Genomic DNA, 25,263 nt, shown 5'->3' on the forward strand with positions numbered 1-25,263 from the left:
AGGGTAGATCTCGCCAAGGAGTACCTGTTCTCATTCGATAAAGTATTCCTTCAAATGTCATTCGATGTTCAGTTTTATCGTAAATACGACCTGTACTTTTCATAACTTGGAGTAGCAGTTCCCAGCGAATATCAGTTAGCATTGTTCTTGGCATGGTATTGGTATTGGTTATGGTTTTACTTTTGGCGAAGCAAATTATAACTCTTTACCATGCTGTTCAAAAAACACTCACGAAAGATCAACACGCCCTAGTTCTAAATTAAAAAAACCATACGTATATAAACACAAGCGGTACTAATGTAAGACCTGTCACAGCCCTCAGCTGAATCTATGCATTGACTCAAGGTGAATGATACAGCCCTTTAGTTATTTTCAATAGTAGACGTAGTCCGAAGACCATTAGTTGGAAGATTAAAAGTAAGCTGAGATTTAAGTTCTTAGTGGTGAGAGCGTAGCGACAGCCTAAACTTGCCGTGTTAGTTGAACGTGGGCACTGCATGGGCACGAAAGGAACTAATTGTGCCTAACCAGACAAGAGTCTGCTGAAACTAAACTATCGAGGCTGAAACGAAATGAATAACTATGTAAATATGACAGGCACAAAAAAGCCCACGCTAGGTGGGCTTTTTTGCTTGTTCATAAAGAACGAATTTGGTGCCCGCTACTGGACTCGAACCAGTGACACCTTGCATGTCATGCAAGTACTCTAACCAACTGAGCTAAGCGGGCGATGTTCTAATTTCTTATTACTACCATTGTGACAAACTCAATAGTTATGCAATAAAAACTAAAGACGGAATGGTGCGTCCGAGTGAACTCGAATCACCGACCCCCGCCATGTCAAGGCGGTACTCTAACCAACTGAGCTACGGACGCATTCCCTTAGAACGCCAACGATGATATCCATGATAAACAGATGGTGCAAGTATTAACTGGCATCTTGCGATTCGTTTGCTCACTTTGCAATCAAAGACATAACAACATGTCGATTTTACACCCAGATTATCGTCAAACCGCTGAAAAACAAAGTTTAGTTAGAAAAAATTCTAATCCTTGATGACAACCAATTAACTAACCTAATGTGTTCAATTTGGGATTTTTGTTGTCTATACCGTTTTTCTTGGCCTTTACAGTAACCATACAGGTATAGATCAATGCCTATATTTAGTGTCAAAAATTTTGCTTGCCCATTGGGTTACCGTAGTATTTTGATCATTATAAGTGAAAGGCACGCAGAGGCTTTGTAACTCACTGAAATACATCATTCATAAAAATCACCACGATTTTGTAATCGTCGTCATCGAATTACTAGGCCGCAATGACTAAATTCGGATTTTTCATATAAAGTGGCCGGGTTATTACCAACATACATAAATACGATAGCACTCTATAGTCGAAAAACATCAGCTACAATTAATCTCCCTCAAGAGCAACAATCTATAAGCAATTCAAAACCCAACCCCACACATCATAGCTATTTTGAATACATACAGCACAGTAATACATAATGAAATTTGCATAATGGTAAAGCGCGCCTATATTCATAACCTGTAGGAATCAATAATCTAAATTCAATGCTATACGTGAATTTATGGTTTGCGATAAATACAAGTGTGAAAAATAGGGAATAAATTATGAAAAAATCACATATCGCCATTGCAGTGGTGAGCATACTATCGACATCTGCCGTATCGGCGGCGACCATTTATGAGACAGATGAAACAGTATTCAATATCGGCGGCCGCGCAGAAGTTCGAGGGAATTTCTCTGATGCGAATAAAAGTGCTGGTAATAGTAGCACCTATAGTGATAGATCACGTGTCCGCTTAAGTGTCGATGGCACACAAAAAGCGTCGGACGATGTTTCCTTTTTTGGGAAATATGAATTCGAACTAACAGAGTCTGAAGATGGCGCATCAGATGATATCGGCATTAACACTCGATTCTTATATACGGGTGTTCAAACCAATCACGGTAACGTCTATTATGGCCACCAAAATAATGCCGTTACCTACTTAACCGATTGGACGGATATGGCTGAAACCTTCAGCGGCTATATCAATGAATACACGGTGTCGACTGCTGATCGAGCAAAAAATGTTTTACGTTATGAACTGACAAGCGACAACATCACCTTTCAAATTGATGGCAATTTCAATTCAGATAGTGAATCAGCACAAAGTGACGGCTTCGGTGCAGTTGTCGCCGGCAGCACTTCGATTGGGTTAGATATTGGCGTCGGTTATGCGTCAAGTGATGAAACCTATGGCGTTGGGACAGATACAGAAACTTCTGATGCCTATATTGGTGCGGTTAAGTACACCAACGATCAGGGGGTTTGGTTCGCCGCACTCTATCAATTTGGTAGTATTTCAGGTCTAGGCGTAAAAGATTCAGACTACGATTCTGCCGATGCTTACTTGGGATACTCGTTTGGTGTCAACACCGTCAACCTGACCTACAGCTACTTTGAAGCTGACGATATTGCAGATTACGACATTAACTTTATCGGTCTAGAATACGCACGTTATATTGGCGATGTGGCCTTCTTTGGTAGTTATAAGTTTAACATGTTAGACGAGGGCGAAGGTGGGCAAGGCGATAACGACGAAGATGAGCTACAGCTCGGTATGCGTTACGCGTTTTAGTCTAAACCAATCCACTTAATATTAGTAAAGCCGAGCATAATCAATGCTCGGCTTTTTAGTTTGTATAACTTATTCGTATCTAAGCGATTGAATGGAGTCCAACCGGATGCATTACTATCGATACCAACTATTCTTCAACATCGAATACAACGTTGTAGTTTTCGGTATAGGTGCAGTTTGGCTGGCGGCTACAAGTGAAGAAGCGTCGGCCTTTGTAATCGCCTTGGCTTGCCAGTTTGATGATCATTGGGCTACCACACTTCTTACAAAATCGCACTTCTTTTGATGGCTCGATTAAATCGATGTGTGCTGCCAGTAACCTCTTCAAACGGCTCACTTGGTAGCTGTGTTTAATAGAAGCACCAATCAGAGGTAAACCTGCCGATTTACACACGTGAATTAGTAGCTTTTCGCGATCGACTTTCCCTTTATTGAGCTCTTTGCCGTTATCAAGTTCGATAATAACGCGGGGCTCTAGCGTTCGCGGGTCGCAAACAACAAAGTCGAAGTAACTACGTGAGATCTTGTTGTTGGCGATAAACCAATTCTTCTTATTGTTCGTCTTAGCAGGAACAAGTACGTTCGACATGCTGACTTTAGCAAACACTTCCCCATGGTTGCCCACAGCTGATTTTAGCGCATTATAGAATGTCGCCTGTTGCGCCGACATCAACGCGCCTTTCTTCTGATAAGCGTGGTCTTTGGTGTCATCGTGTTTCACCACATACTTTTGAATAAAGTAAAAGAACACAACCAGAACAATTACAACGATAAAGATATTAGTCATTTTCCAACACAATCAAGTCTGTATAGGGATTAAGAGAGTAGCTAGCGTATGTAGAAAAGCATCACCTGGCAAGCAAAAGAGCGAGAGTTGCCAACCAGAATCACGACCTTTGAGCGCAGTGCCCAACGAGAGGTCGCTCCTTCGCTAGACACACCTCTCTTATTTTGATAATTAAATCATCAATTACACTCTAGATTGATTTAGATCAATTTACCTAGATTTGTGATCAACTAGTCTGAAAAACGTTAGGCAAATGTTAATAAGGAAATTGATATGGAACTTAAACAAGACCCAAGATGTTATACCGACGTATGTGTAGATGGTAAATGGTTCCACTATGACCACTGCGGAACCCAAGCCTACATGTTAAAGGGAGGAGCTTCGGCTGTGATTGAACTCGCTAGCGAACCAGCGACAGAAGGCGAATTGGTTGAAATGCTTCAAGGTGTCGCTAAGTAACCCACCAAGCCAAATCACAGTATGAATTAAGCGAATAAGAGTAAATAGCCGTATTAGTTCAGATAAGCACTCTTATTCGCTTAGTTATTGAAGTTCAGGTTTCTTGATTGCAGGGGATTAACTAAGTTTAGGAACTCAAATGATAACGACTTTATTGCGCCCTGACTGCTTAGCTTGATACAAAGCATCGTCTGCCGATTTCAAGTGTTTCTTATAGGTACGGCTATTCAACTGTTGCTCCGTTAGATGAGTCGTCGCACCAATCGATGTGGTTAATTCTAATGGGCCAGAATGCGTTTCAATCGCTCGGTCAGCGATCGCTTGCCTTATAAGCTTAAGCTCTTTATTAGGATCTTGATTCCCAGCCAGCAACAAAACAAACTCTTCCCCACCCCATCTTGCCACTACATCGTTTGTTGATAAGATTTTCTCTAAACGCTTAGCGACTTCCACCAGCACTTGGTCACCAATATCATGGCCATAAGTGTCATTAACTTGTTTGAAGCGGTCTAAATCTAGAATAGCGAGCGTATACCCAAACGACGACAAATGATGTGGCATCGGCTGAGTTAACCGTTGCTCTAAGTAACGCCTATTGTATAAGCCTGTCAGTTCGCATCTTGTTGATTGCTTAAGTAGTTCTTTGTTGGTCTTCTGGATCGAGCGTAACCTTATCAATAGTAACGTGGCGCTTATCATCACCATGATACCCAAAGCGACGACGATTCGATTCCGTAATTGCTGCTTATCTAATGTCAGCTCACCCAACTCTTTTTCTGCGTTAAGCAGTTCGTTTTCTTGAGCTAATGATGCCGTAGCGAAATCTTGCTCGAGTAAAAAGATATCACTCTGGCGCTTATCAAATAGCAGCGCTTTATTACCCTTGTAATAGAGCTTGAAGTAGCGAAGTGCGTTCTCGCTGTCGCCTCTTGAATCATAGTATTCAGCAAGTGTTCTTAAGCCGAGGACCTTCCAGCTGTGAGTCCCCACAACATCGAACATTGCAGACGATCGCTTTAGATCAGCAAAAACAAAATTATCTCGGTTCAAACCAATGTTCGCTAAGGCTCTATTTAGGTAACACTGCCCCAATTGAAGTGTGTATTTGTCCACGCCTGGGTATCTAAGACACAAGTTTGCGACTTGTCGTGCTGACTCAAAGTTCTTTTCCGCCAACAACACATCACTCTCTGCTTTTAATAGGATGATTTTGTATCGTTCACTCACGTTATCGCCATTTAGCTTAGCCGCACTTTGATATGCTTCTCGGCCTTTGACTAAATCACCACTGCGCAGATAAGCAAAAGACTCATTCACATGCAGCACGCCGATGGTAGACGCTTCGAGTAGTCCACTCTTGTAATAGAGCTTTTTGGCTCTTTTAATCAGCTTGAGCGCTTTAGGCCAGTCTTCCAAATAGATATAAAGCAGTGCCATATTTGACACTAACTTGCTGTTGTAGATGTGATGAGGGTACTTCTTACCAAGGTCTAAACCTTTATGGAAAAAGTATTGAGCTTCAGGAAAGTCATTGCGGATGTTATTGATGACACCAGCCGTGTTATAGGCCTTAATCAACAACTCTTCATAGTGAAGCGATTCTGCGATATCTATCGCTGCTCTGATTTGGATTTCAGATTCCGCTAGCTCACCCTTACTGATGTATTCAATCGCCAATTCAACGAGAGATTGGGCCTTTAGCCAACCCATATGTTCGTGTTGTGCGAGTGCTTTAATCTGCCTGACGTATTCGGAAACCGCTTCGGTATCCAACTTATGTTGCGCGAGGTTGGACAAAATCATCAATTCGTAAGCACGATAGATGGCTTTATCTTGGTCTGGGAACTTGGCTTGGAGAGCCTCAAGTTGTTGGGAAGCTAAATTAGGGTCACCGCGAGATACATCGAGAATATCGATCAACGCAGATCCATATTGAGAGAGTGATAACTCTTTCTCTGGACTATAAACACTCGGGTTTTCAGGGCGAATATGCTTTAAATCGTCGTCATAAGTTGGATAGAGCAAATACAGCCCCAGCACAATACTCATCAGCACCACGAAAAGGAATGAACCTAACACATTGTTTCTATTCATTTATCAGGGCCATTATTGATTGAATTCCAATTTTATTGACGTTTTTTTTAAGAGCGGTCAAACATTATACCCGACAGATATACAGATTAAAATCCTGCGCACTGGTGGATCTGAATTGGGTTTTTCTCATTAATTAGAATAATCAGGCAACTTTCTTGATTTAACTCAGACAATCATCTACCTCATTGGCGTTATAGTGATTTTCCTGTTCCTACCTCCGCGGCTTCTTTTTGAACAAGCGGAAGCATAATGAGAATTAACAATGACCCAAATTAATGAACAACGTCTTGTAGAACATTTCTGCGATCTAGTGAAAATTGATAGTGAATCTCGTAACGAAAAAGCGATTGCTGAAGCTTTGGCTGAGCAACTCGGTGAACTAGGTTTTGAAGTTCACAAACTGGCGGTTCCTGAAGAAGTATCTAACGGTTTCAACATCTACGCTCGTCTAGATGGCACTCTTCCAGGTAGCACAGTGTTCAGCTGCCACATGGACACAGTAACGCCAGGCATCGGCATTGAACCAATCATCGAAGACGGTATCATCCGTTCAAAAGGCAACACAATTCTAGGTGGTGACGACAAGTCTGGTATCGCAGCTATCATGGAAGCGGTTCGTTGCATCAAAGCAGAAGGCCAAGAGCACAAAACTATCGAGATTGCGTTTACTGTATTCGAAGAAGGCGGTCTGTTTGGTTCTTTGAACTTCGACATGTCTTACATTCAATCTGAGCACGCAATCGTACTTGATACAGGCGGCCCAATTGGCACCATCGTAAACGCAGCGCCTGGCCAACAGAAGATTGTAGCTAACATCAAAGGTCGCCCTGCTCACGCTGGCTTAGCACCAGAAGAAGGCATCAGCGCAATTCAGGTTGCTGCAGACGCAATCACTAAGATGAACCTACTTCGTATCGATGAAGAAACGACAGCAAACGTTGGTATTGTTGAAGGTGGTCAAGCAACTAACATCGTAATGCCAGAGCTTAAAGTCGTGGCTGAAGCACGTTCTCTAAACGGCGAAAAGCTAACGGCTCAAGTTGAACATATGATCTCTACATTCCAAGAAAGTGCTAAGCAGTTCGGCGCTGAAGTAGAAATCGAATCAACTCGTGCTTACGATGCATTCGTTATTGCAGACGATCATCCGCACATTCTTTCTATCAAATCGGCGTTTGAGAAGCTTGGCGTCACAGCGAACACTAAACGCACTGGCGGCGGTAGCGATGCAAACAACTTCAACGCAAAAGGCCTGACAACAGTTAACCTTTCTACTGGTATGGCGAAAGTTCACACCACTGAAGAGTACATTGCAGTGAAAGACATGGTCGCAATCACTGAGTTTGTTGTGGCTTACGTAACGCAATAATCGAATCCATTAGTTGGGTAGTCACTTCTATCTAGCACAATGAAAAAAGCCGAGACATCATCACGATGCTCGGCTTTTTGTTGTTTAGGTGAACATAGTAGGTCGAACCTAAAACCCTCTACGCTTCCAGAATTGGCCTTCGTCTTTTGCTACTAGGTCGAATGTCTTGTCGGCGATGATGTTGCCTTTTAGCTCAACCGTCATGCGCCACTTTCCTAGCTTGTTCGAGACAGGAGCCCAGATAGTGTCACCTAAGTAGAAATCCCAGTCATTGTTACCAACATACTCCTCACCATCAAACGGTTCGAGCACTTCACCTTTGTCTGTGGTGATGTTTGGGTGATAAATGCAGTAACGAATCTTTTCGCCTTTGGCTTTCTTGATATTCAAGATATAGCCAAATTCCACATCGATTTCGGCATCAACGGTAGTGGTGAACTTTTGGATTTTTGGAAGATCTTTAGATTTGGAATCCCATGTGGAATAGATACCATAAGAAGTCATGTCGACCACAACAGAGCGCTTTGCCATTTCAATCGTTACCTTGAAGTTGTTCTATTAATTTGATTCAATTTTCCATTCAGCCAAGCTGGATAAGCACGAGGCTATTCTTGCCAGTCTTTCGCCATACGTTTAATCACCGACGGCTCAATGTCGTGAATCGTGCCATATTGCTCTCGGCAGACTTCGATAATTAATTCTGCTTTATATTTGCGTGCAAGTTGGCGGTAGGCTCTCATTTCCCAATGCTTAATAAAGGTATTTGAAACCACCACATCAAGCCCTTGCTTTAAGCCGTTTTCAGCTGTGTTTTGACACCACTCATGAGCTTGTTGCAGCTGCCTAGGATCAAAATGGTACTCACCTTGCTCATTCACATAATACATATCGGCTTCGACATGCAATACATCGTAGGTTTTTGCTTTTGTTGATTTGCCAGAGCCGGGCAACCCTCGAATGAGTATTAACTTCATCTGTCACTTTACAGGCTAATTTGAAAACATGAGTTTATCGTAAATAGTAACGAGTTGCTCTGATAACTGCCTCTGCTCAGCATACGAAAACCAAGTACTTACACACGACTCAGACAATCACTGAATACAATGAGACTCCCCTCGAAGCGCGTGGATTGCTTCTGATAGAAAACACAAATAATTTACATCTATCCATTTTGCATATCGACAAGCGTATCAAACTACTATAGATTTAGATGTATAGACGTCTACATATCTAGCTTAGGGAGAAAGCTGTGCCTATTCGCATTCCAGACCAATTGCCAGCATCCGATGTTCTTCGTGAAGAAAACATCTTCGTTATGCCGTTATCAAGAGCATCGACACAGGAAATTCGTCCACTTCGAGTCTTGATCCTCAACCTGATGCCGAAGAAGATTGAAACTGAAACTCAATTCTTACGCCTACTATCGAACAGTCCATTGCAAGTGGATGTAGAGCTGCTACGCATTGATGATCGACCAAGCAAGAACACACCGACTGAACACCTTGATAACTTCTACCGCCAATTTGAAATGGTCAAAGGGAGAAACTTTGATGGATTGATCATTACTGGTGCACCGCTTGGCTTGGTTCAATTTGAAGATGTGATCTACTGGGACCACCTGAAAACCATCATGGAATGGGCAAACAAGCACGTTACTTCAACGCTATACGTGTGTTGGGCGGCTCAGGCTGGTTTGAAGTTATTATATGATTTGCCAAAACGCACTCGTAAAGAGAAGCTGTCTGGTGTTTATAACCACGAGATACATAACCCATACCACCCTATTTTACGTGGCTTCGACGATACATTCTTAGCTCCGCACTCTCGCTATGCGGACTTCTCTCAAGAGTACTTAGCGGAACATACTGACCTTGATGTTCTTGCAACTTCTGATGTTGCAGGCGTATACCTAGCGGCGACCAAAGATAAGCGAAACGTGTTTGTAACGGGTCACCCTGAGTACGACTCTCACACACTTCACAATGAGTACATTCGAGATTTGGGTGAAGGCATGGAGCCTGTGATACCAATCAACTACTACCCGAATAACAATCCAGACAACAAACCGGTTGCAAGCTGGCGCAGCCACGGACACTTGTTGTTCTCAAACTGGCTAAACTACTGCGTTTACCAACAAACGCCTTACGATCTGGATCATTTCAGCGAAGACAACTTTACCAAAGACGATTAAGTTCTTTCTTCCGATTCACAAACACATAAACCGTGTTCAGTATGTTGTTGATAAAACGACGAATTGGACGCGGTTTTTTTATGGTGTGTGGGTCGCATTCCATGATAGATTTACGACTTCAATGGGTTTGATTTCATATGATGGGTTGGTGTTCATAAGGAGCTTCACATGCCTGCCAAGCCATCATTTTCAAATCCGATTTCGTTGTCCCGCCCTCTTTCGTTATCAAGTGTGGTACTACTTGCCTCGCTTTCCTTGGCCGGTTGTGTCTCTGTCACTGAAGGACCGCCAAAGATTGAAAGTGATCCTATCGCGATGTCTGAATCTCGAATCGAATTAGGTTTGGGCTATATGGGACAAGGCAATATGGTGAGAGCGCGTGAAAACCTAGAGCTCGCGATTAAACACGCACCTAGCTACTACCGTGCTCGGCTTTCAATGGCGCATTACTACGAACAAGTGGGCGAAGTAGACGAAGCGAGAACCACTTACCGTAAAGCACTCAGTCTTGATTCAAGAAACGGCAATGTATTGAACAACTACGGTACCTTCTTGTGTAAACAGGGCGAATACGAGCAAGCTGATAAGTACTTTAATCGCGCTATCGATCAACCTTACTACTACTTGGTATCTGCAAGTTATGAAAATGCCGCGTTTTGCGCATTTAAGGCTGGCAATACGGACCAAGCGAAGTACTACTTTAGCAGAGCAATTGACCACGATCCAAACCGCGTGAAATCGATACTGCAGCTTTCAAAGATTGAAGTGAGTGACGCCGATTACAATGAAGCTCGAATCCGTTTATTCAAATTCCACCAGCGTTATGGCTATCAAATTCCATCGCTTAAAATCTTGGTCGATCTCGAAAACAAAGCAGGTAACAAAGCTCTAGAGCAGAAATATCAGAGTAAGTTAGATGAGTTGCTTTCTGCTTAGGTTATATGCAAAACACAAAAAAAACGGGCTTGTTGCGTTAACAACAAGCCCGTCCGTATTTCAGCTTAATATCTTAACTAAGTGCAGCCGCTATTTTAGCGCGATCCACTCTTGTCTTTGCTCATCGTCCATAAAGGTCCATGCGATAAAGCGACTTACCTTCTGGCCTTGTGACATCTCGACGACTTTCACTTGTTTAGCTCTAAGCTTGCCAAGCTCTGAACGAACCATATCGACGTTATCTTTCTTAGAAATCAATGTCGTAAACCACAAAACTTGAGTAGCAAAAAGTTGACTCTCTCTCGCCATCTTCATAATGAAAGCGGCTTCACCACCTGGGCACCAAAGCTCGGCTTTTTGACCACCAAAGTTTAAGGTTGGTTTATCTTGCTTAGTTGATTTATCTAACTTAACTGGCTTCTTATTCATTTCTGGCTTGAACGACTGACCGGCTTTCTTAGCACGGTTCGCCGCTAGATTATCCAGTTTACGTTGTGACCCCTTTTCAGCCTCTTCAAGAGAGCTGTGGAATGGCGGGTTACAAATAGTGACATCGTAACGTTCATTATCCTTAATCACGCCCTTAAAGATAGATTCAGAGTCAGCTTGTAGGCGAGCGCGGATCTTACCTTTTAGATTAGGGTTGCTTTCCGCTATGAAGTTCGCTGTTTTGATGGAGACTGAATCAACATCTGTCCCTGTACAACGCCACTTATACTCTGTCGCACCAATGATTGGGTAGATACAGTTTGCACCGACACCAATATCTAATGCTTTCACAGACGCGTGGTTATAGGGTTCACCTTGGCCATCGCTATTAAGGATGTCGGCCACTCTGTGAATGTAGTCTGCACGACCAGGAATTGGCGGGCACAAGTAACCAGCAGGAATATCCCAATGTTTAACGCCATAGTGATGCGCCAACAAAGCTTTGTTGAGTAGCTTAACGGCCAATGGATCAGAGAAATTAATGGTGTCTTCGCCAACCGGATTCTTGATCAGATGCTCTTTTAGCTCAGGCAAAGCTGCAACTAGTAACTCGAAGTTATAGCGGCCAGTGTGCTGGTTTCTTGGGTGTAATCCACCTTGAGGTTTTTCAGCCGAGCGTCTTTTCTGAGCTGCGTTCTTGTTAAAAGCCGTTTTATTGAAAGAACCCTTATTCGATGATCCTTTATTTGCACCCTGCTTCCCTTTACTGTCTTTTGCAAAAGGTCGCTTTGCTTTGTTATTGCCCGCGCCTTTAGGTGCGCTATTCTTGCGGCTTTTATCAGATGTGTTCTTTGTAGAAATACGCTTGTCGCTGCTTGGCTTAGCTGTACTTGGCTTAACATCAGCTTGGTTGTCTTTTGTTTTTGCTGATGAAGTGCTGTTTTTCGACAGGCTTAGCGTCGTTCTATTTTGTGATTGGCTCATTGGGCTACTTCTTTAAATCTAAATACATCATGAATAAACGGGCATCCAACTCAAGTTGATGATATTCCGGTTCCATGTGACAGCATAGTTGGTAAAAGGCTTTGTCGTGCTCTTTCTCTTTGATATGCGCCAGTTCGTGTACCACCAGCATTCTTAGCAAAGGTTCTGGTGCATTTTTAAAAACACTGGCGATACGAATTTCATTCTTTGATTTGATCTTTCCACCGTGATTCTTAGCAACGTAAGAATGCAGACCTAACGCATTATTGATTAGGTGTATCTTGCCGTCGTAAATCACTTTGCTGATCGGTGGTGTTTTTTTCATGTAGCGATTTTTTATCTCAATCGCATAGTCAAACAGGGCTTTCTCGCTTTTTATTTCATGATTCTTTGGGTAGCGAGCTTCAAACCAAGGCACCAATTTACCCGACTCTACAAGTTGAGTAACAGGATCAAGAATGTGCTTAGGATAGCCTTGAATATAGCGTAAAGAAGGATGCATGCTGAAAGACCGTACAAGTTACACCACGACAATACGTTGTGGTCTTGAAAATTGAGCCGCATAGTGTAACTGATCACACTTTTCTAATCACCTAGGATTCGTTACACTTTAGCGAGATTCACCAAGAGAATGAAAAAATGAAACGTGTTGTATTGTACGTCGCAGACAAATGCCCGCACTGTAAAGATGCCCAAAGGTATTTAGACTCTAAGAAAATTGTTTACCGCCTAACGAATGCAAAGATGCAGCGTGGTCGTAAAGAATTGCAAGCGATGGGTGCTCGTTCTATCCCCGTGCTTAAGATCGGCGATCAAGTGATGGTCGGTTGGAATCAGAAGAACTTCGATAAGATGTATAACTCAAAGAACACTTAACGTGATTTAAGAGACTTATATTTCTACAAACAAAGCCCGAATGTCCAACCTAGGATGTTCGGGCTTTGTTTATTTAAATCTTACTAAATCACACATACCGCTTAACGAAATCAATAAAGGTTCGGTCTGCTTTTGACAGATACCCTTCCTTTCTCCACGCCAAAGATAGGTTCAGTTTCACAGGGTCTTTAAATGGCACGCCTACGACATCTTCCTCGTATTCTGTCACCAAGCTAAGCAACGCGGTGATGGCAAACTCTCGCTTCACGATAGAAAGAATCATTGGCAATAAATTGGTTTCGAACGCAATGGTCATATCGAGATTGTACTTCTTACAAGTCGCATCGATAAAATCGCGGTGGAAGTAGCCCGATTTGAACATGATCAGCTCTTGAGCAAAAAATTCTTCAAAGGTGATGGATGGTTGCGTTGCCAGTGGGTGATCTTTGCCAACTACAGCTAACATTTCTGAGCTTAACAGATGATCCGTTTCCAAATCATCTGGAACGTTCTCATGATTAATTACGCCAATATCGAGTTCGCCGTTTAACAGCATTTCACGAATCGAAGCGGTACCAGCATCAATCAAGGTCAACTTTAGGTTTGGGTATTGGCTTTTAAATGCCATCACGACTTGGGGGAAAAAGTAGCTGCCCATCATACTTGGAGCGCCTAATCGAACCTCGCCTTTTTCTAGCCCCTTTAGTTCATTCATCGCGAGCTGAGCATCATCAAACTGCTGGGCGATTCGCTTTGCATGCTCAAACAGTACTTTGCCCTCCTCCGTTAAAGTGACGGATTTATCGCCTCGACGAAATAGAATCAACTCTAGTGTCTGTTCTAGTTTTTTAATGGAGATACTCAATGCAGGCTGTGCGATATGCAGCGCTTTGGCCGCCTGGGTGAAGTTACCAAACTGAGCAACAGCCAGAAAATGTCGAAGTGGTTTTGATTCAAGCATGGCGATATATTTAATATATAGAGGTGATATTTTTAATATATTTCTTTAATCACACCTGTACTGATAACTTGTTCACAAATAGCTTACTAACTCGCGCAGGCACAACGTAAATGTTTGATAAAGGCAGTCCTCAATACAAACGTATCACTCAATCATTGGCGATTGGTTCATTTATCATTTTCTGTAACCTTTACCTCTTTCAGCCTATCTTGCCGCACATGGCGGAGCACTTCCAAGTATCTGAAACTCAGATCAACTGGTTATTTGCTGCTACAACACTCGGCCTTTCGATTAGCTTGGTACCTTGGGCAATTGCCTCTGAAACCTTTGGTCGTAAACCCATTATTCTGTTCAGTCTGTTCGCTATCCCATTAATAGGGTTAAGCATGGTGTTCACGACTACCTTGTTGCAACTCGTTATTGCCCGCGCATTTATGGGCATCGCTGTGGCGGCGTTTGCTGGTGTGGCGGTTGCCTATATGGTTGAGGAGTTAACACCCAAAGCCTTTGCTGTCGCGATTGGAGGTTATATTGCGGCCAACTCATTGGGTGGAATCTTCGGACGTGTATTAGGCGGCTTAATTACAGACTATTTCGATTGGCATGCAACTGTACTGTTTTTCGTTGTCGGTTCATTGCTTGGTGCACTCTTTATTGCCTATCGCCTACCTGACCAACAGAACTTCAAACCTCAAAAAGGGCTGTTCTTCCATCACAACCGCTCCGTTGTAATGCACTTAAGAAACCGTACCTTGTGGCTTGCCATGTTGATTGGTGGTGCTAACTTCGCGCTGTTTGTTAACCTGTACTCTGTAATGGGCTTTAGGCTAGTATCCGAACCTCACTCGGTACCCGTTGGTTTAGCTTCACTGATATTCCTATGTTACTTGGCCGGTACGGTAAGCTCTAAGCTCTCCAACAAATGGACACTTCGCTTTGACCCGTTAAGCGGAATATTGATGGGCGTGTGTATTAGCTTAATCGGAATGCTAATTTCTGCAGTCGACAAAGTTCCGTTCATGCTAGCAGGCTTGTTATTGATTAGTGGCGGCGCGTTCTTCGCCCATACCCTTGCCTACTCTTGGGTAAGTCAAAAAGCACCGAGCGCCAAAGCGACAGCAACGGCACTTTACTTAGTTCACTACTACATTGGCGGGAGCTTAGGTGGTTTCTTACTCTTATATTGTTGGCAGCTGTTCGGTTGGAATGGCGTGATTGCGGGCGGTTCAATCTTCTATGTCGCGATATTTGCTTGGGTCTACCAGTTGAAACAGCTACAAGTATCGGCGTCTAAACTTGCACAAGCATAAGTACGACTAAGGTTGTAACTCAATTATTGCTTTTGATTGACGTCCGTTCTGATATCCTACGCAAAATTTCATTTCGGAACCTGTTATGTCGAACACTCAAAGCACAGATCTTCAAACCATCCACGACCAAGTAAAACAGTGGTTAGACGATGTCGTTATTGGCCTAAACCTGTGTCCATTCGCAGCCAAGCCACAACGTAATAAACAGATTAAGATCTTTGTGAGTGAAGCAAATACGGAAGAAGCGTTGTTGCAAGACATCATGACGCATTTCGTAGAGTTAGATAACACGCCAGTCGCGGAATTAGAGACGACTTTGGTTGTTGTACCTAACATGCTGCAAGATTTCTTCGACTACAACATGTTCATTGATTGGATTGAAGCGTTGATCAAGCAAGAAGATTGGGAAGGCGTTTACCAAGTAGCAACCTTCCACCCAGACTATTGTTTTGGTGGTGCGGATCCAGAAGACGATGAAAACCTAACGAACCGTTCTCCGTATCCGGTTTACCATTTGATTCGTGAAGCGAGCATGGAAAAGGTACTGAAGCACTACCCTAACCCTGAAGCGATCCCAGACACCAACATCGCAAGAGTTGAGTCTTTAACGCCAGAAGAACGCCGTCAACTGTTCCCTTACTTGTTTAGTTAATAGTTCAGTTAATCGCTAACATGATGGCTCATATTCCTGAGCGCTCTTGATGATATGGACGAGAAATGAACTGATCTCGTCCATTTTGTTTCGCAATGTACAGACACTCATCGGCAACTTTGATGAGCTTATCTAACGCCGACATCCTTTCCCCTTTGGTATCCCCTGTACTCAACTCAAAATGACACGCACCAATTGATATAGTGACAGGCTTTCGATCCAGTGTGATTTTCTTCATCTCTTGCAAAAGAGTCATGAACTTATCTTCAACATAATTTGGTGTTTTATTTGGATACCAAAGAATGAACTCTTCACCACCAAAACGCGCCACAAACTCACCCTTTTGAGTGTTATTGTTCAGCACGCTCGCCACTTTCTTTAATACAACATCGCCCATTTGGTGACCGTAAATGTCGTTAACCTGTTTAAAGAAGTCGATGTCGACAACCGCCAAGGTTCCCTTTCCTAAAGAGCCTTTTAACTGCTCGACTTCCGCATTCAACGTTTTAAACAAGCAACGTCTATTTGGCAAGTGTGTCAGAGGATCATACAGAGCTTGATACTCCAATTTCTCATTCAACTCTTTGAGTTTTCGTTCTTGCTGCCTTCTAACCAGCTCCACTTCGATCCATGATGCCATTAGTCTCATCACGTCGACATCGAACTCTTTGAACTCACGATGATAGGGTGCTGGGCTTGAAAAGTTTAAGGTGCCATAAAGCTCATCATTAACGAAAATGGGAACCCCAATATAAGACTCCAAGCCAAAAGACTGGTAAGCAGGATGCTTCGCATACTTATCGTGTTTGCCACAATGCTCAATACAGATAGGACCAATCGATTTACAGGTAATTTCGCAATAGGTTGAACGATAATCAAAAGTGTCACCGCTATTGAGTTCTACCCCTTCAGGCGTAACACAATGTTCAACAACATAAGTATTGCCATCGACTTTCGATAAGATACCAATATCAAGGTTGAAGCGTTCAAGCCCCATAATAAGCAGCTGAGCGATCTGAATATCGAAGCCCTTTCGATAATCATTGGTGATTTGATACAAGCGGCGTATAACAATTTCGCTTTCACTGGCTTGGTTCATAAATGGGATTCCACTACTGCTGACATTAATGGCAACATTAATATTTCGTATATTAAGAAGAGTAAAGTGTAAAAAAACATAATAATCAATTAGTTTGTATGCAAAATACCTCATTGGTCCAATGAATAAAAGTCGCGTTCTTCCACTTTGCGTTAGCACCCCATTACTACCTTTGTTAAAATGGTCCATTAACGAAACAGAATGGATAGGAATATGAACCTTTCTCAACTAAACCAAGAAATCTACGATCACCTTTACCGCGACATTGAAGAGTTCCGCAGTACTTTTGATCTGCCGGTTGCTGCTCCTGAAACAATGGACGAAAAGGGCGATACGCTACATACCTCTCTAGCGATCGAAGAACTGACAGAACTTGCAGAAGCTGACTCAAAAATCGAACAAGCGGACGCTATTGTAGACAGCGTTTATGTTTTGATGGGGCGTCTGGTTCACCTTGGCCAAGCTAAGGTTGAAGACAACCTAGCAATCAGCTACCTGATCGACTTACTGTTGAATGTTTCTAAAAACCGCTCAATTGACTTCTTACCTTGCTGGGACGAAGTACACTCAAGCAACATGAGTAAAGTATGTCGCAACGAAACTGAATACGCTGAAACAGAAGCTTTCTATGCTGAGCAGAACATCAAGCTGATGGCGGTTCAAAAAGGCGAATACATCATCGCTAAGTGTGCGGAAGATTTCGTATCTGAAGGCAAGACAGTTCGCCAAGGTAAAGTACTAAAATCTGTACACTACCGTCCTGCGAACCTTGAGCCACTAACGGCTTAAGTTGCACTGAGTATGAAGCTGTTAAAACGAGCAGCTCACTAAAATAGCAAACGCCACGTTTAAATAACGTGGCGTTTTATTATCTGTCAGTTAATTCTAACTGTGTTAATCGTAGCTGTGTGCTTATTGTACCCGAGTGTCAGTTGTAGCTTTGTGTTAAATGCAGCTGTGTGTTAATTGTAGCCGAGTGTTAATTGCAGCTAAATGCTATACCAGTCGAGCCATATGATAAGCCGCTACATATTCGCCGTTTCTAAAGGCAAATCCTGCTGACTCCCCTTCAATCACGAAGCCAAATTTCTTATACAGGCTGATCGCTCTTTCGTTATCGGTATAGACCGTTAGCTCAAGTCGTTTGATGTTAATCCAGTTATCACACAAGTCGATCGCGGTCGCGAGCAACTGACTACCCACACCTTTGCCTAACACATCGTCTTTAACACCCATACCAAATGAAGCAACATGTCGTCTTCTTGGGTTCACACACACTTCCATTCCCAAGTTGCCAACAATCTCATCGTCGATCATCGCGACATACGAGTACACGTTGTCAGGCATATTAGAGATTCGTTTTTGCCAGCTTTCCAGAGATGGATTTGGGAGTTGCAGCGTACCGGTATAAGCATTAGTGCATTCGTAAACTTCTTTTATTCCCTTTGCATCTGACGGCTCAGACCGTCTCACTATAATACTCATCGCAACTCCTACTATTTTCATCGCTAAATATGAAACACATCCTTAATGTGCACCTAGACACACTATCAAATAGTGAATATTTAACAATAGGTTAGATGAACTTATCTTATTGGGCTTAATTGATACTGAGTAAACGCCCTCTCTCAATATCTTGCTCAAGTACCTCCGGCGTTAAATCGCCATGTCCATGGTGGTCATGATTATGGTGATGACCATGATCGTGTCCGTGGGAATAACCTTTGTGTTCATTTGCTCTTTGAGCTAACTTGTGTGAGTCCAAATAGGTATCAGTTAAATCAGCACAATATTCTTCGGTCCATAAACGTCGAGCCTCATCATCACTCATGATTTGCTCGGCTTTAGGGCCCAATTTGTCCATGTAGAACATCCCCAGCTCCTCACCTTCTACATTGGCGTGGTTGATAAGGTTCATAAACGCAGGCTCTTGATTCTCATCTGATAGATGACCATTTTTGTAACACACGGTTAGACCAATAATATCGTCGCCAAGTTTCTCTAATTCAGGGTTAAAATGATTGTGACTATGATTATGTTCGGCAGCGGCGACAAGCATTGGAGTAAGTAAAACACATGCGATAGCCAGTAGCTTAATGGTATTTTTCATGGGATAGACCTTCTGTATTTTCGAATACAAATTTGATTAGTTGGCTGACTTAGCTTCTTGTGAGATGAGCTAAGTTAAGGGGAACTTCAAGACCATTTCAGCCTGAGTACCCCTCTGTCTCACTACAAATAATCAATATGATTGGATAACGAGGCTCGATATAACGAGCGTTCTATAGACAAAAATCACTTATCAACTACGATTCTTGCTGGTGCGATGGTGTAAGTCATTGGCTTCACCTCCCATTCACCTTTTGCTTCCAATGCAACCGCTAGTGCTTGCGCCTCTTCACATACCTTCGCTGGTTTTCCGTCAGCCCAGTATGATGGACCCGAAGTGTAGCCGCACATCACTGAAAACGAGTGTTGCCCATTCTTTGTGGTGTATTCCGTCATAATGACACCACCTTCTCCATGCGTTATTTTTAGCGAGCCTTCATCGGCGACATGCATTGCATCGGAAGGATTCGGTTTGACATACGTTGTGTAGGTCCCGCCATCAGACATGGATTGGTTGTCATACATGGTGTAGCCTTCTTTTTCTGAAGGTAAGGTCAGTTCGTAGTTAGGATCAATATCCGCTAAACGTTCTGAGTTATTCGTCGCACCAGGTTGATAGTTGTGAGCATTTGATTGTCCGTTAGCGAAAACAGACGCTGACACTAAAGATAGAATGACGACCGCTAAAATTGATTTTTTCATAATGAACTCCAGATATTCTAAGCAAAGATGTTGTAAGCAATAGTTTTTATGATTGAGTAAGAGAATGGGTTTATTTACCTAACTTTTTAGGATGTGAGGGCAATATCAGCCCTCACTGCAAATACCCTATTTGTTATCGGTTCCTGCTCCTTCACCAGGCTCAGTTGGACGACTTACCGACTTGCGCTCAAGGTTGTGGTGAGCACGCACTCTATCCATGTATTCTTGCTTGGTGTTCATACCTTGCTTCATTGCTTCTGGTACTTGTTCAGCTGGGATCACGATGTCACGGTCGACTGGCCACTCAGTTAACAGCTCTGGATGGTAGCCTTCTGGGTAGTACAGTTTAGGATCTAACTCTAAATCACGAATCTCTTGTTCTTGTATGTCTTCACGGCTGTTTTTCGGCAGCGGGATTCTAAAGTCAGACCCATCGGCCATATCAAATTGTGGCGCTCGCGCATTCGGGAAATCAGGTAAAATACCTTCACGAACCCACGCATTATCTTTAGTCATGTTAACGACAATGCCATCTGGCGCACCGAAGTGGTAAGGCCCTTGCCAATGGTGGCGAACCTCTGCAACGGTTTCCTCATTGAGATATGGGTCGAATGTCATGTGCGTTGTCATGAACAAGCGCGGTTGTACTTCATTCGCCACATAACCCGCCGCGTACGCTGGTGTATGGTGAGTATCAACGGTGTAACGTGCTAAGAATGGCGGCACACCTTGAATAATCGAAGACACACCAAACGTTTCGGTTTGCAGCTCAGTAATGAACAAGTCTGCACCTTTCGCATATTTCAAATCCAACTCGGTTGGGCGACCGTCTCCTGTCCAAACAAATGAAAGCACTCGGCCGTCATCTTGAGTCCAATTCAAGCGGTAACCAGACGCGCCATCTTTTGCGTGACTGCGTCGCCAGTGAATCACTTCCACATTGTCTTGGTCATAGATAACGCCACCGTCGTCGCGGAAATCAAACTCGTGTACCACTATGTCGTTGCCTGATGGGAACACATCAAATGCATCGGTGTGCCAGTTCAACATTTGCTGCATGCCTTCAATCATATGACGAGTGCCATATTCTGGAGTCGCACCACTCGGGCCATAAATGTTAAGCGGCTTTTCCCAGCGACCATTCCAACCACCAAATTGATACAGGTAAGGCAATGATCCGTAGTGATCTACGTGTAAGTGAGTAATGAAGATATGGTCGAGTTCATTCATCGCGACACCCGCCGCTACGTAGTTCGCAATTGATCCTTCACCTAAATCAAAAACAAAGTTAGAGCCGTTACCCAGTTCTACGTATATCGAGGTGTTTGCCTGCCCCGGGCGAATCATTGGTGATGTCCCCATGAACGTGACACGCATTTCATCCGGTTGAACTTCTTCAGTGCGTGGGAACCAGTTTGCGCCCGACACCATGTGATCGCCATAAGGTGCAATGCCCTCAAACATCAGGCCTTCTTTCCAACCTGAATTGGTTTCTTTGCGATAGTCACCATTGTTTACACCGCCCATTAACACAGAAAGCACTTCTTCTTCTGAAGAGTACAAGTTCCCCTTAGGTTGAGTGCTCAGATACTCTTCAAGGGTTTCACCCTCGTGATATTCAAATTTCTCGAGTTTTTGAATATCAGAGTTAGTCTGCTTGGTGTTGTATTGCATCATTGGGTCAGCAGCAAAAGCGGTTGTCGTGATGATCATTGCTGTAGAGATGATTGATAATTTTGCGAAAGTTCTCATAGTTTCACCTATCGGTCTGAGTATTTAGTAAATGAATGAAGTTCCTTCCTCACTCCGATGCAAACAAGTTTATTAATAAACAGAACCTTGATATATAGTGTAAACTTTACTTAAAACCTCCATTTCATTTATGAGTCAATAACGACTCCACCATGATTTGGATGAGTGCAATAAGAATAGAGGGAACTGAATTTGGACCTTAATCTACTGACGACATTTTTGGCCGTTTACAAACACAGCTCTATCACCGTGGCATCAGAGCAGCTCGATATTTCTCAACCCGCGGTAAGCGCGGCTATTAAGAGACTCGAAGGTGTCGTGGGCAAGGCTTTATTTGTGAGAGAAGGACGAGGTATCGCGCCCACTGGAGCAGCGGTATCACTCGCTAATAAGATAGAAGACCCATTGAACATCATTGGAACGGTTGAGCAGCAAAAGAATGACCTTAAAGTCTATTGCACAGAGAGCTTGCTTCATTTCGTTAGCCAGGTTGAAGGCGTAAGCTTTACGGAAGCGCCACTCGAAGAGGAAGAACTGTTTGATGCGCTTACTGCACAAAAAGTAGATATCGTCATTGATGTACTTTCGAGTAAGAAACACTCATTGATTGAAGAAACCATCGTCGATGAGGAGCCCGTGTGTCTGACTCGAATCAACCACCCTCGAATTGGTGAGACACTAAGTAAAGAAGAGTATTTCCAAGAGGAACATATTGCGCTCAAGATCAAACGCGCCAACATGAACACGGTCGAGTTTTTATCAGAGAGCGATATCGAGCCGAGAAAAGTCAGAATTGAAACCAGCTCAATTTCAAGCATGCTGATTTTGGCAAGCACGACAGATTATATCGCCGCTTCTACTCGCTCTTTTGCAGAAATGCTTGCACCAGCGCTTGGCTTACGCGTTCACCCTATCCCCATCAAATTAAGACCGATCACGTTTCGAATGCTCTATCACCGCCGCTACGCTAAAGACGAACAGCACATCAAAACCCGTGAAGCAATCAAATCAGCATTAAGGAAACATAAATGAAACTGAGGTTTTAACTAAAGTTAACCCTATTAATATAAATTCAGTTTAATCACATACTCTCCAGCAAGTTAATTCAATAGAACGACACTGGAGAATCCATGAAAAAACTTAACCTTATTGCTCTACCACTTACGTTACTCAGCAGCGCAGCGTTTGCGACTTCGACTCAAGTTTACATCGAACAAAACGTTGCCTCTAATGCTGCTGATAACGGTGTCTACACCACAGAAGCTGGCGCATTAATCGATACCTCAGAAAATGGACAAGTCTATATAGGTTTTGATGACCAGGGTTGGTTGGCAGCGGGTTACGGGCACGATTTTCACATCAGCGAATCTTTCACGTTCAACTTATACGGTGAACTTAGTAAATGGGACAACGGTGAAGAGTTATTAATCGAAGGTATTATCGATTATCAAGTGAACGACAACTTCAATGTATTCGGTGGATTGGGATATAACCAGTCAGGGCAAGTACTCGAGAATGTAAGCGACACCACGATCAACACCAATAAGTTCATCGCCGGTGCGGGGTACTCACTCGCAGGCTGGGATTTAGCTTATCAATACACTCACGAAAACAGTGATGGATCCAATGGCGGGTTTACCCACAACGATGACAACGTAATCTTTCATCAAGGCGACTACCGTACCAATGAGCACGAAGTCGTTCTCTCTAAAAGCATCGACGACTGGACACCCTACGTGAAATACACCTATTTCAACACCAACGAAGGTGACCTTTACTTGAACGGCCAATCGATGGGCCCGATCGACAACGACAGCATCATCACACTTGGTTTGTCTTACGACTTCTAAATATCTCAGATTCAATTCTCATAGGCAGATGGATTTGCCCACCTTTCGAGGGCACTACTATGAAAATTACTTCTCAACGTAACAAAGCCATTGATATCGCTGCAGCGATCAGTATCGTTTTGTTTTCTGCGATTCCCACCTACGTAAGTGCTGATCACTTAGACTCCCATTATCTAGAGCCGAGTTATCTAGAAACCAGCTATCTAGACTCCTCCTTCGTCGAATTCATGACACCAGATTTTGATCAGGGGTATCTTAACGATGAGATTAAGCAAAACCTTACTCTGGAATAATTCTTCAACACATTACAAAACGTTATATAGCTCTTGTTTTCTATATAACTCTCATCTTCTTATAGAGCCGTGCTGAGTGATTAAGACTTCGTTCCTGAATCACTTTTTCTAGGCTGATGACATTCAAAACCGCAAATGCAGACGCTAAAAAAGACACCACACTCGTCAAAAAGTGTGGTGTCTTGGTTATTATTGCAAGGCTAATTAACTAACAATAGTTAAGATTAGTTGGCTGGACGCCAAACGCCCCATTTGTCATTTTCGTAAGTCGCTTTAGGGTTAGTACCACCTTGAACCCACCATTGTGCTTTCCATGACTGGTTCGAGTAAGTCACGACTTCGCCACCAAGGTAAGTCGCTGATGAGTCCCACGTACCTGGATCTGGCGTAGGGTCTGGGTCAGGAGTCGGATCAGGATCCGGCGTTGGATCTGGGTCTGGTGTTACGCCACCGTCATCAGCAATTACTTCAAAAGTGAAGGTTTCAACACTGTCGCTTTCAATCGAGCTAGCCATAAACGATAAAGTTTCGTTTGCAGTGATGCCAGTGGTATCAACTACGATAGAAGCCGTGCCGTTATTTTGAATGCTTACAGAAGTACCTTGAGTTTGAGTCAATGTCGCCGCTTCGCTTGTTGCAATTACAACTTTGTCGCCAGCATTCACTACGTTGTCACTCTTCACTAGCTCGTAGATATCACCTTTCAGTGGTTCAACACCACCGTCGCCACCGTCAATCAGCGTTAACTGACCAGAAGCACGGCTATCTTTTGAGTTGAAGAAGTTGCGTGAAGGATCGTTTTGGAAGTACATGTAGTGCTGCATTTCAGCGTGCCAATCACCAATGAAGATCGCGCCATCTTTAAACTCTTCGTGCCAGCCGTTAATCTCTGAAGCCAACAAGCGAGCCCAATCGTTAACGTTTGAAGCGTCGATAACGATGTCGAAGCTACGCGCGACTTCACCGTACTTGTTGATGATGTCGTACTTAACGGTGTCGCCAGCTTGTGGAGTTCCAAAACCTTCTGAAATGAATAGGTCGCCACGTACGAGATCGGGTTCTGGACCCGGCTCTGGTGGAGGGGTTGTGCCACCCGCGATAGTGATGTCTGAACAGTTGTAGAAGCCTTCGCCCGCAGCATCATCACGTTGCCAACGAACGAATAGAATCGCATCGCCAGAACGGTCTGAAGGAATAGTGACATTAATGCGGTACTTACCGCCATTAACCGGAACGTTACCCTCTTCTTGGATAAGATCTAAGTCTCCCCACGCTAGGCCTTTGCTCAGGTCTGCGTTTGGTTTCGTTAGGTAGAATTCCCAGAATGACGGGTTGTGTGGTGCAGTCGCGTTGAATACATATTCAAATGTACCAGTATTTAGCTCGGTACGAGTCCAGCCTGTATGAGGTGCACCCATGCCGCGTTTTTGCGAATCATTGGCGTAACATAACGTGCCGTCAGGAATCGCCGCTTTTACAGCATTGATGTTGTTGAAATCTTGGATATTTTTCGCGTACTCGTTACGTTGAACAAACGGGTATGAACCCGAAATGTCTTTTGCTTGAGCACACGCAGCATTAGGTGGTGTACCCGACCAAATCCCGCCTTGCTCGTAACACGTGTTCTGACGCGCGCTTGGAAACTCAGACCAACCATGAGCATTTGCCACTGACGGCACACTCGATAGCATAGCCATACCCACTGCTATTTTTAGAATATTATTATTTATTGTTGTCACTTTCCCACTCTCTATTATTTTAC

Annotated in this window: 26 protein-coding genes and 2 tRNA genes; 12 read left to right on the plus strand and 16 right to left on the minus strand. The window is 43.4% G+C overall.

The window, feature by feature from the left end; translation table 11 throughout:
* From AB4138_RS10960 to AB4138_RS10970, 3 genes are all read right to left on the minus strand, one after another.
* The coding region (locus tag AB4138_RS10960; protein WP_372128420.1) for a transposase at positions 1–154 on the minus strand (154 nt) is incomplete at its 3' end.
* 498 nt (positions 155–652) lie between these two features.
* Positions 653–729, minus strand: a tRNA-Val gene (locus AB4138_RS10965).
* Between the two features lie 70 nt (positions 730–799).
* A tRNA-Val gene (locus AB4138_RS10970) sits at positions 800–876 on the minus strand.
* Positions 877–1,634: 758 nt separating this feature from the next.
* Between AB4138_RS10970 and AB4138_RS10975 the strand changes: the two genes are divergently transcribed.
* Positions 1,635–2,648 (plus strand): porin, encoded by a 1,014-nt coding sequence (locus tag AB4138_RS10975; RefSeq protein WP_229647281.1) that lies wholly within the window; start codon positions 1,635–1,637, stop codon positions 2,646–2,648.
* Between the two features lie 127 nt (positions 2,649–2,775).
* Here the strand turns inward: AB4138_RS10975 and AB4138_RS10980 are convergent, their stop codons facing one another.
* Complete coding sequence (locus tag AB4138_RS10980) at positions 2,776–3,435, minus strand: DUF2726 domain-containing protein (protein ID WP_017065541.1); 660 nt, start codon at positions 3,433–3,435, stop codon at positions 2,776–2,778.
* Positions 3,436–3,708: 273 nt separating this feature from the next.
* Here AB4138_RS10980 and AB4138_RS10985 point away from each other — a divergent pair, with 273 nt between their 5' ends.
* The gene (locus AB4138_RS10985) at positions 3,709–3,894 is read left to right on the plus strand and encodes a hypothetical protein (RefSeq protein ID WP_017059179.1); all 186 of its coding nucleotides are present in this window, start codon (positions 3,709–3,711) and stop codon (positions 3,892–3,894) included.
* A 135-nt stretch (positions 3,895–4,029) separates the two neighbouring features.
* On the opposite strand, the gene AB4138_RS10990 is transcribed toward AB4138_RS10985, so the two are convergent.
* Positions 4,030–5,988, minus strand: a complete 1,959-nt coding sequence (locus tag AB4138_RS10990) for a diguanylate cyclase domain-containing protein (protein ID WP_372306033.1) — start codon at positions 5,986–5,988, stop codon at positions 4,030–4,032.
* A 262-nt stretch (positions 5,989–6,250) separates the two neighbouring features.
* Here AB4138_RS10990 and AB4138_RS10995 point away from each other — a divergent pair, with 262 nt between their 5' ends.
* Complete coding sequence (locus tag AB4138_RS10995; protein WP_017065539.1) at positions 6,251–7,357, plus strand: M20/M25/M40 family metallo-hydrolase; 1,107 nt, start codon at positions 6,251–6,253, stop codon at positions 7,355–7,357.
* 108 nt (positions 7,358–7,465) lie between these two features.
* Here AB4138_RS10995 and AB4138_RS11000 read toward each other — a convergent pair whose 3' ends face one another.
* Both AB4138_RS11000 and AB4138_RS11005 read right to left on the minus strand, forming a co-directional pair.
* Positions 7,466–7,888, minus strand: coding sequence for a DUF3859 domain-containing protein (locus tag AB4138_RS11000; RefSeq protein WP_017065538.1), 423 nt, complete (start codon positions 7,886–7,888; stop codon positions 7,466–7,468).
* 74 nt (positions 7,889–7,962) lie between these two features.
* The gene (locus AB4138_RS11005; protein ID WP_017070899.1) at positions 7,963–8,331 is read right to left on the minus strand and encodes an ATP-binding protein; all 369 of its coding nucleotides are present in this window, start codon (positions 8,329–8,331) and stop codon (positions 7,963–7,965) included.
* A gap of 275 nt (positions 8,332–8,606) precedes the next feature.
* Here AB4138_RS11005 and metA point away from each other — a divergent pair, with 275 nt between their 5' ends.
* Together metA and pilW are read left to right on the plus strand one after the other, a co-directional pair.
* The gene (metA, locus tag AB4138_RS11010) at positions 8,607–9,548 is read left to right on the plus strand and encodes a homoserine O-succinyltransferase (protein ID WP_017059174.1); all 942 of its coding nucleotides are present in this window, start codon (positions 8,607–8,609) and stop codon (positions 9,546–9,548) included.
* Positions 9,549–9,716: 168 nt separating this feature from the next.
* Complete coding sequence (gene pilW, locus AB4138_RS11015; RefSeq protein ID WP_372306037.1) at positions 9,717–10,484, plus strand: type IV pilus biogenesis/stability protein PilW; 768 nt, start codon at positions 9,717–9,719, stop codon at positions 10,482–10,484.
* A 90-nt stretch (positions 10,485–10,574) separates the two neighbouring features.
* Here the strand turns inward: pilW and rlmF are convergent, their stop codons facing one another.
* Together rlmF and AB4138_RS11025 are read right to left on the minus strand one after the other, a co-directional pair.
* Complete coding sequence (gene rlmF / locus AB4138_RS11020; RefSeq protein WP_372134065.1) at positions 10,575–11,897, minus strand: 23S rRNA (adenine(1618)-N(6))-methyltransferase RlmF; 1,323 nt, start codon at positions 11,895–11,897, stop codon at positions 10,575–10,577.
* Between the two features lie 4 nt (positions 11,898–11,901).
* Positions 11,902–12,399: a YgjP-like metallopeptidase domain-containing protein gene (locus tag AB4138_RS11025; protein WP_004734935.1), complete on the minus strand. Its 498-nt coding sequence runs from the start codon at positions 12,397–12,399 to the stop codon at positions 11,902–11,904.
* 137 nt (positions 12,400–12,536) lie between these two features.
* Between AB4138_RS11025 and AB4138_RS11030 the strand changes: the two genes are divergently transcribed.
* Entirely contained in the window at positions 12,537–12,773 is a 237-nt protein-coding gene (locus AB4138_RS11030) for a glutaredoxin family protein (RefSeq protein ID WP_016786183.1), read from the plus strand.
* An 88-nt stretch (positions 12,774–12,861) separates the two neighbouring features.
* Here AB4138_RS11030 and AB4138_RS11035 read toward each other — a convergent pair whose 3' ends face one another.
* Complete coding sequence (locus AB4138_RS11035; protein WP_017065533.1) at positions 12,862–13,734, minus strand: LysR family transcriptional regulator; 873 nt, start codon at positions 13,732–13,734, stop codon at positions 12,862–12,864.
* A 110-nt stretch (positions 13,735–13,844) separates the two neighbouring features.
* Here AB4138_RS11035 and AB4138_RS11040 point away from each other — a divergent pair, with 110 nt between their 5' ends.
* Together AB4138_RS11040 and AB4138_RS11045 are read left to right on the plus strand one after the other, a co-directional pair.
* Entirely contained in the window at positions 13,845–15,044 is a 1,200-nt protein-coding gene (locus AB4138_RS11040) for an MFS transporter (RefSeq protein ID WP_017065532.1), read from the plus strand.
* A gap of 85 nt (positions 15,045–15,129) precedes the next feature.
* Positions 15,130–15,696, plus strand: a complete 567-nt coding sequence (locus tag AB4138_RS11045) for a DUF1415 domain-containing protein (RefSeq protein WP_017065531.1) — start codon at positions 15,130–15,132, stop codon at positions 15,694–15,696.
* Positions 15,697–15,724: 28 nt separating this feature from the next.
* On the opposite strand, the gene AB4138_RS11050 is transcribed toward AB4138_RS11045, so the two are convergent.
* Entirely contained in the window at positions 15,725–16,795 is a 1,071-nt protein-coding gene (locus AB4138_RS11050) for a diguanylate cyclase domain-containing protein (protein WP_017070903.1), read from the minus strand.
* Positions 16,796–17,008: 213 nt separating this feature from the next.
* Between AB4138_RS11050 and AB4138_RS11055 the strand changes: the two genes are divergently transcribed.
* The gene (locus tag AB4138_RS11055) at positions 17,009–17,584 is read left to right on the plus strand and encodes a nucleoside triphosphate pyrophosphohydrolase family protein (protein WP_304564037.1); all 576 of its coding nucleotides are present in this window, start codon (positions 17,009–17,011) and stop codon (positions 17,582–17,584) included.
* A 207-nt stretch (positions 17,585–17,791) separates the two neighbouring features.
* Here the strand turns inward: AB4138_RS11055 and AB4138_RS11060 are convergent, their stop codons facing one another.
* The 4 genes from AB4138_RS11060 to gntH form a co-directional block, all read right to left on the minus strand.
* A complete protein-coding gene (locus tag AB4138_RS11060) occupies positions 17,792–18,280 on the minus strand; it encodes a GNAT family N-acetyltransferase (RefSeq protein ID WP_017109820.1) in 489 nt (162 codons plus the stop codon).
* 115 nt (positions 18,281–18,395) lie between these two features.
* Entirely contained in the window at positions 18,396–18,905 is a 510-nt protein-coding gene (locus tag AB4138_RS11065) for a hypothetical protein (RefSeq protein WP_017070904.1), read from the minus strand.
* A 185-nt stretch (positions 18,906–19,090) separates the two neighbouring features.
* The gene (locus AB4138_RS11070) at positions 19,091–19,606 is read right to left on the minus strand and encodes a hypothetical protein (protein ID WP_372134068.1); all 516 of its coding nucleotides are present in this window, start codon (positions 19,604–19,606) and stop codon (positions 19,091–19,093) included.
* A gap of 126 nt (positions 19,607–19,732) precedes the next feature.
* Complete coding sequence (gntH, locus tag AB4138_RS11075; protein ID WP_017068281.1) at positions 19,733–21,358, minus strand: guanitoxin biosynthesis MBL fold metallo-hydrolase GntH; 1,626 nt, start codon at positions 21,356–21,358, stop codon at positions 19,733–19,735.
* A gap of 192 nt (positions 21,359–21,550) precedes the next feature.
* Here gntH and AB4138_RS11080 point away from each other — a divergent pair, with 192 nt between their 5' ends.
* The 3 genes from AB4138_RS11080 (at position 21,551) to AB4138_RS11090 (ending at position 23,501) form a co-directional block, all read left to right on the plus strand.
* Positions 21,551–22,390 carry a LysR family transcriptional regulator gene (locus AB4138_RS11080; protein WP_017068280.1) on the plus strand — a complete coding sequence of 280 codons (840 nt, stop codon included), beginning with the start codon at positions 21,551–21,553 and terminating at the stop codon, positions 22,388–22,390.
* A gap of 98 nt (positions 22,391–22,488) precedes the next feature.
* A complete protein-coding gene (locus AB4138_RS11085; protein ID WP_372181331.1) occupies positions 22,489–23,208 on the plus strand; it encodes a hypothetical protein in 720 nt (239 codons plus the stop codon).
* Between the two features lie 59 nt (positions 23,209–23,267).
* The gene (locus tag AB4138_RS11090; RefSeq protein ID WP_102427813.1) at positions 23,268–23,501 is read left to right on the plus strand and encodes a hypothetical protein; all 234 of its coding nucleotides are present in this window, start codon (positions 23,268–23,270) and stop codon (positions 23,499–23,501) included.
* A gap of 224 nt (positions 23,502–23,725) precedes the next feature.
* Here AB4138_RS11090 and AB4138_RS11095 read toward each other — a convergent pair whose 3' ends face one another.
* Positions 23,726–25,192, minus strand: coding sequence for a lytic polysaccharide monooxygenase (locus tag AB4138_RS11095; protein WP_372306220.1), 1,467 nt, complete (start codon positions 25,190–25,192; stop codon positions 23,726–23,728).
* Between the last annotated feature and the right edge of the window lie 71 nt (positions 25,193–25,263).

The sequence above is a fragment of the Vibrio sp. 10N.286.52.C3 genome, from assembly GCF_041468865.1.
Taxonomy (GTDB): Bacteria; Pseudomonadota; Gammaproteobacteria; order Enterobacterales; family Vibrionaceae; genus Vibrio; species Vibrio crassostreae_C.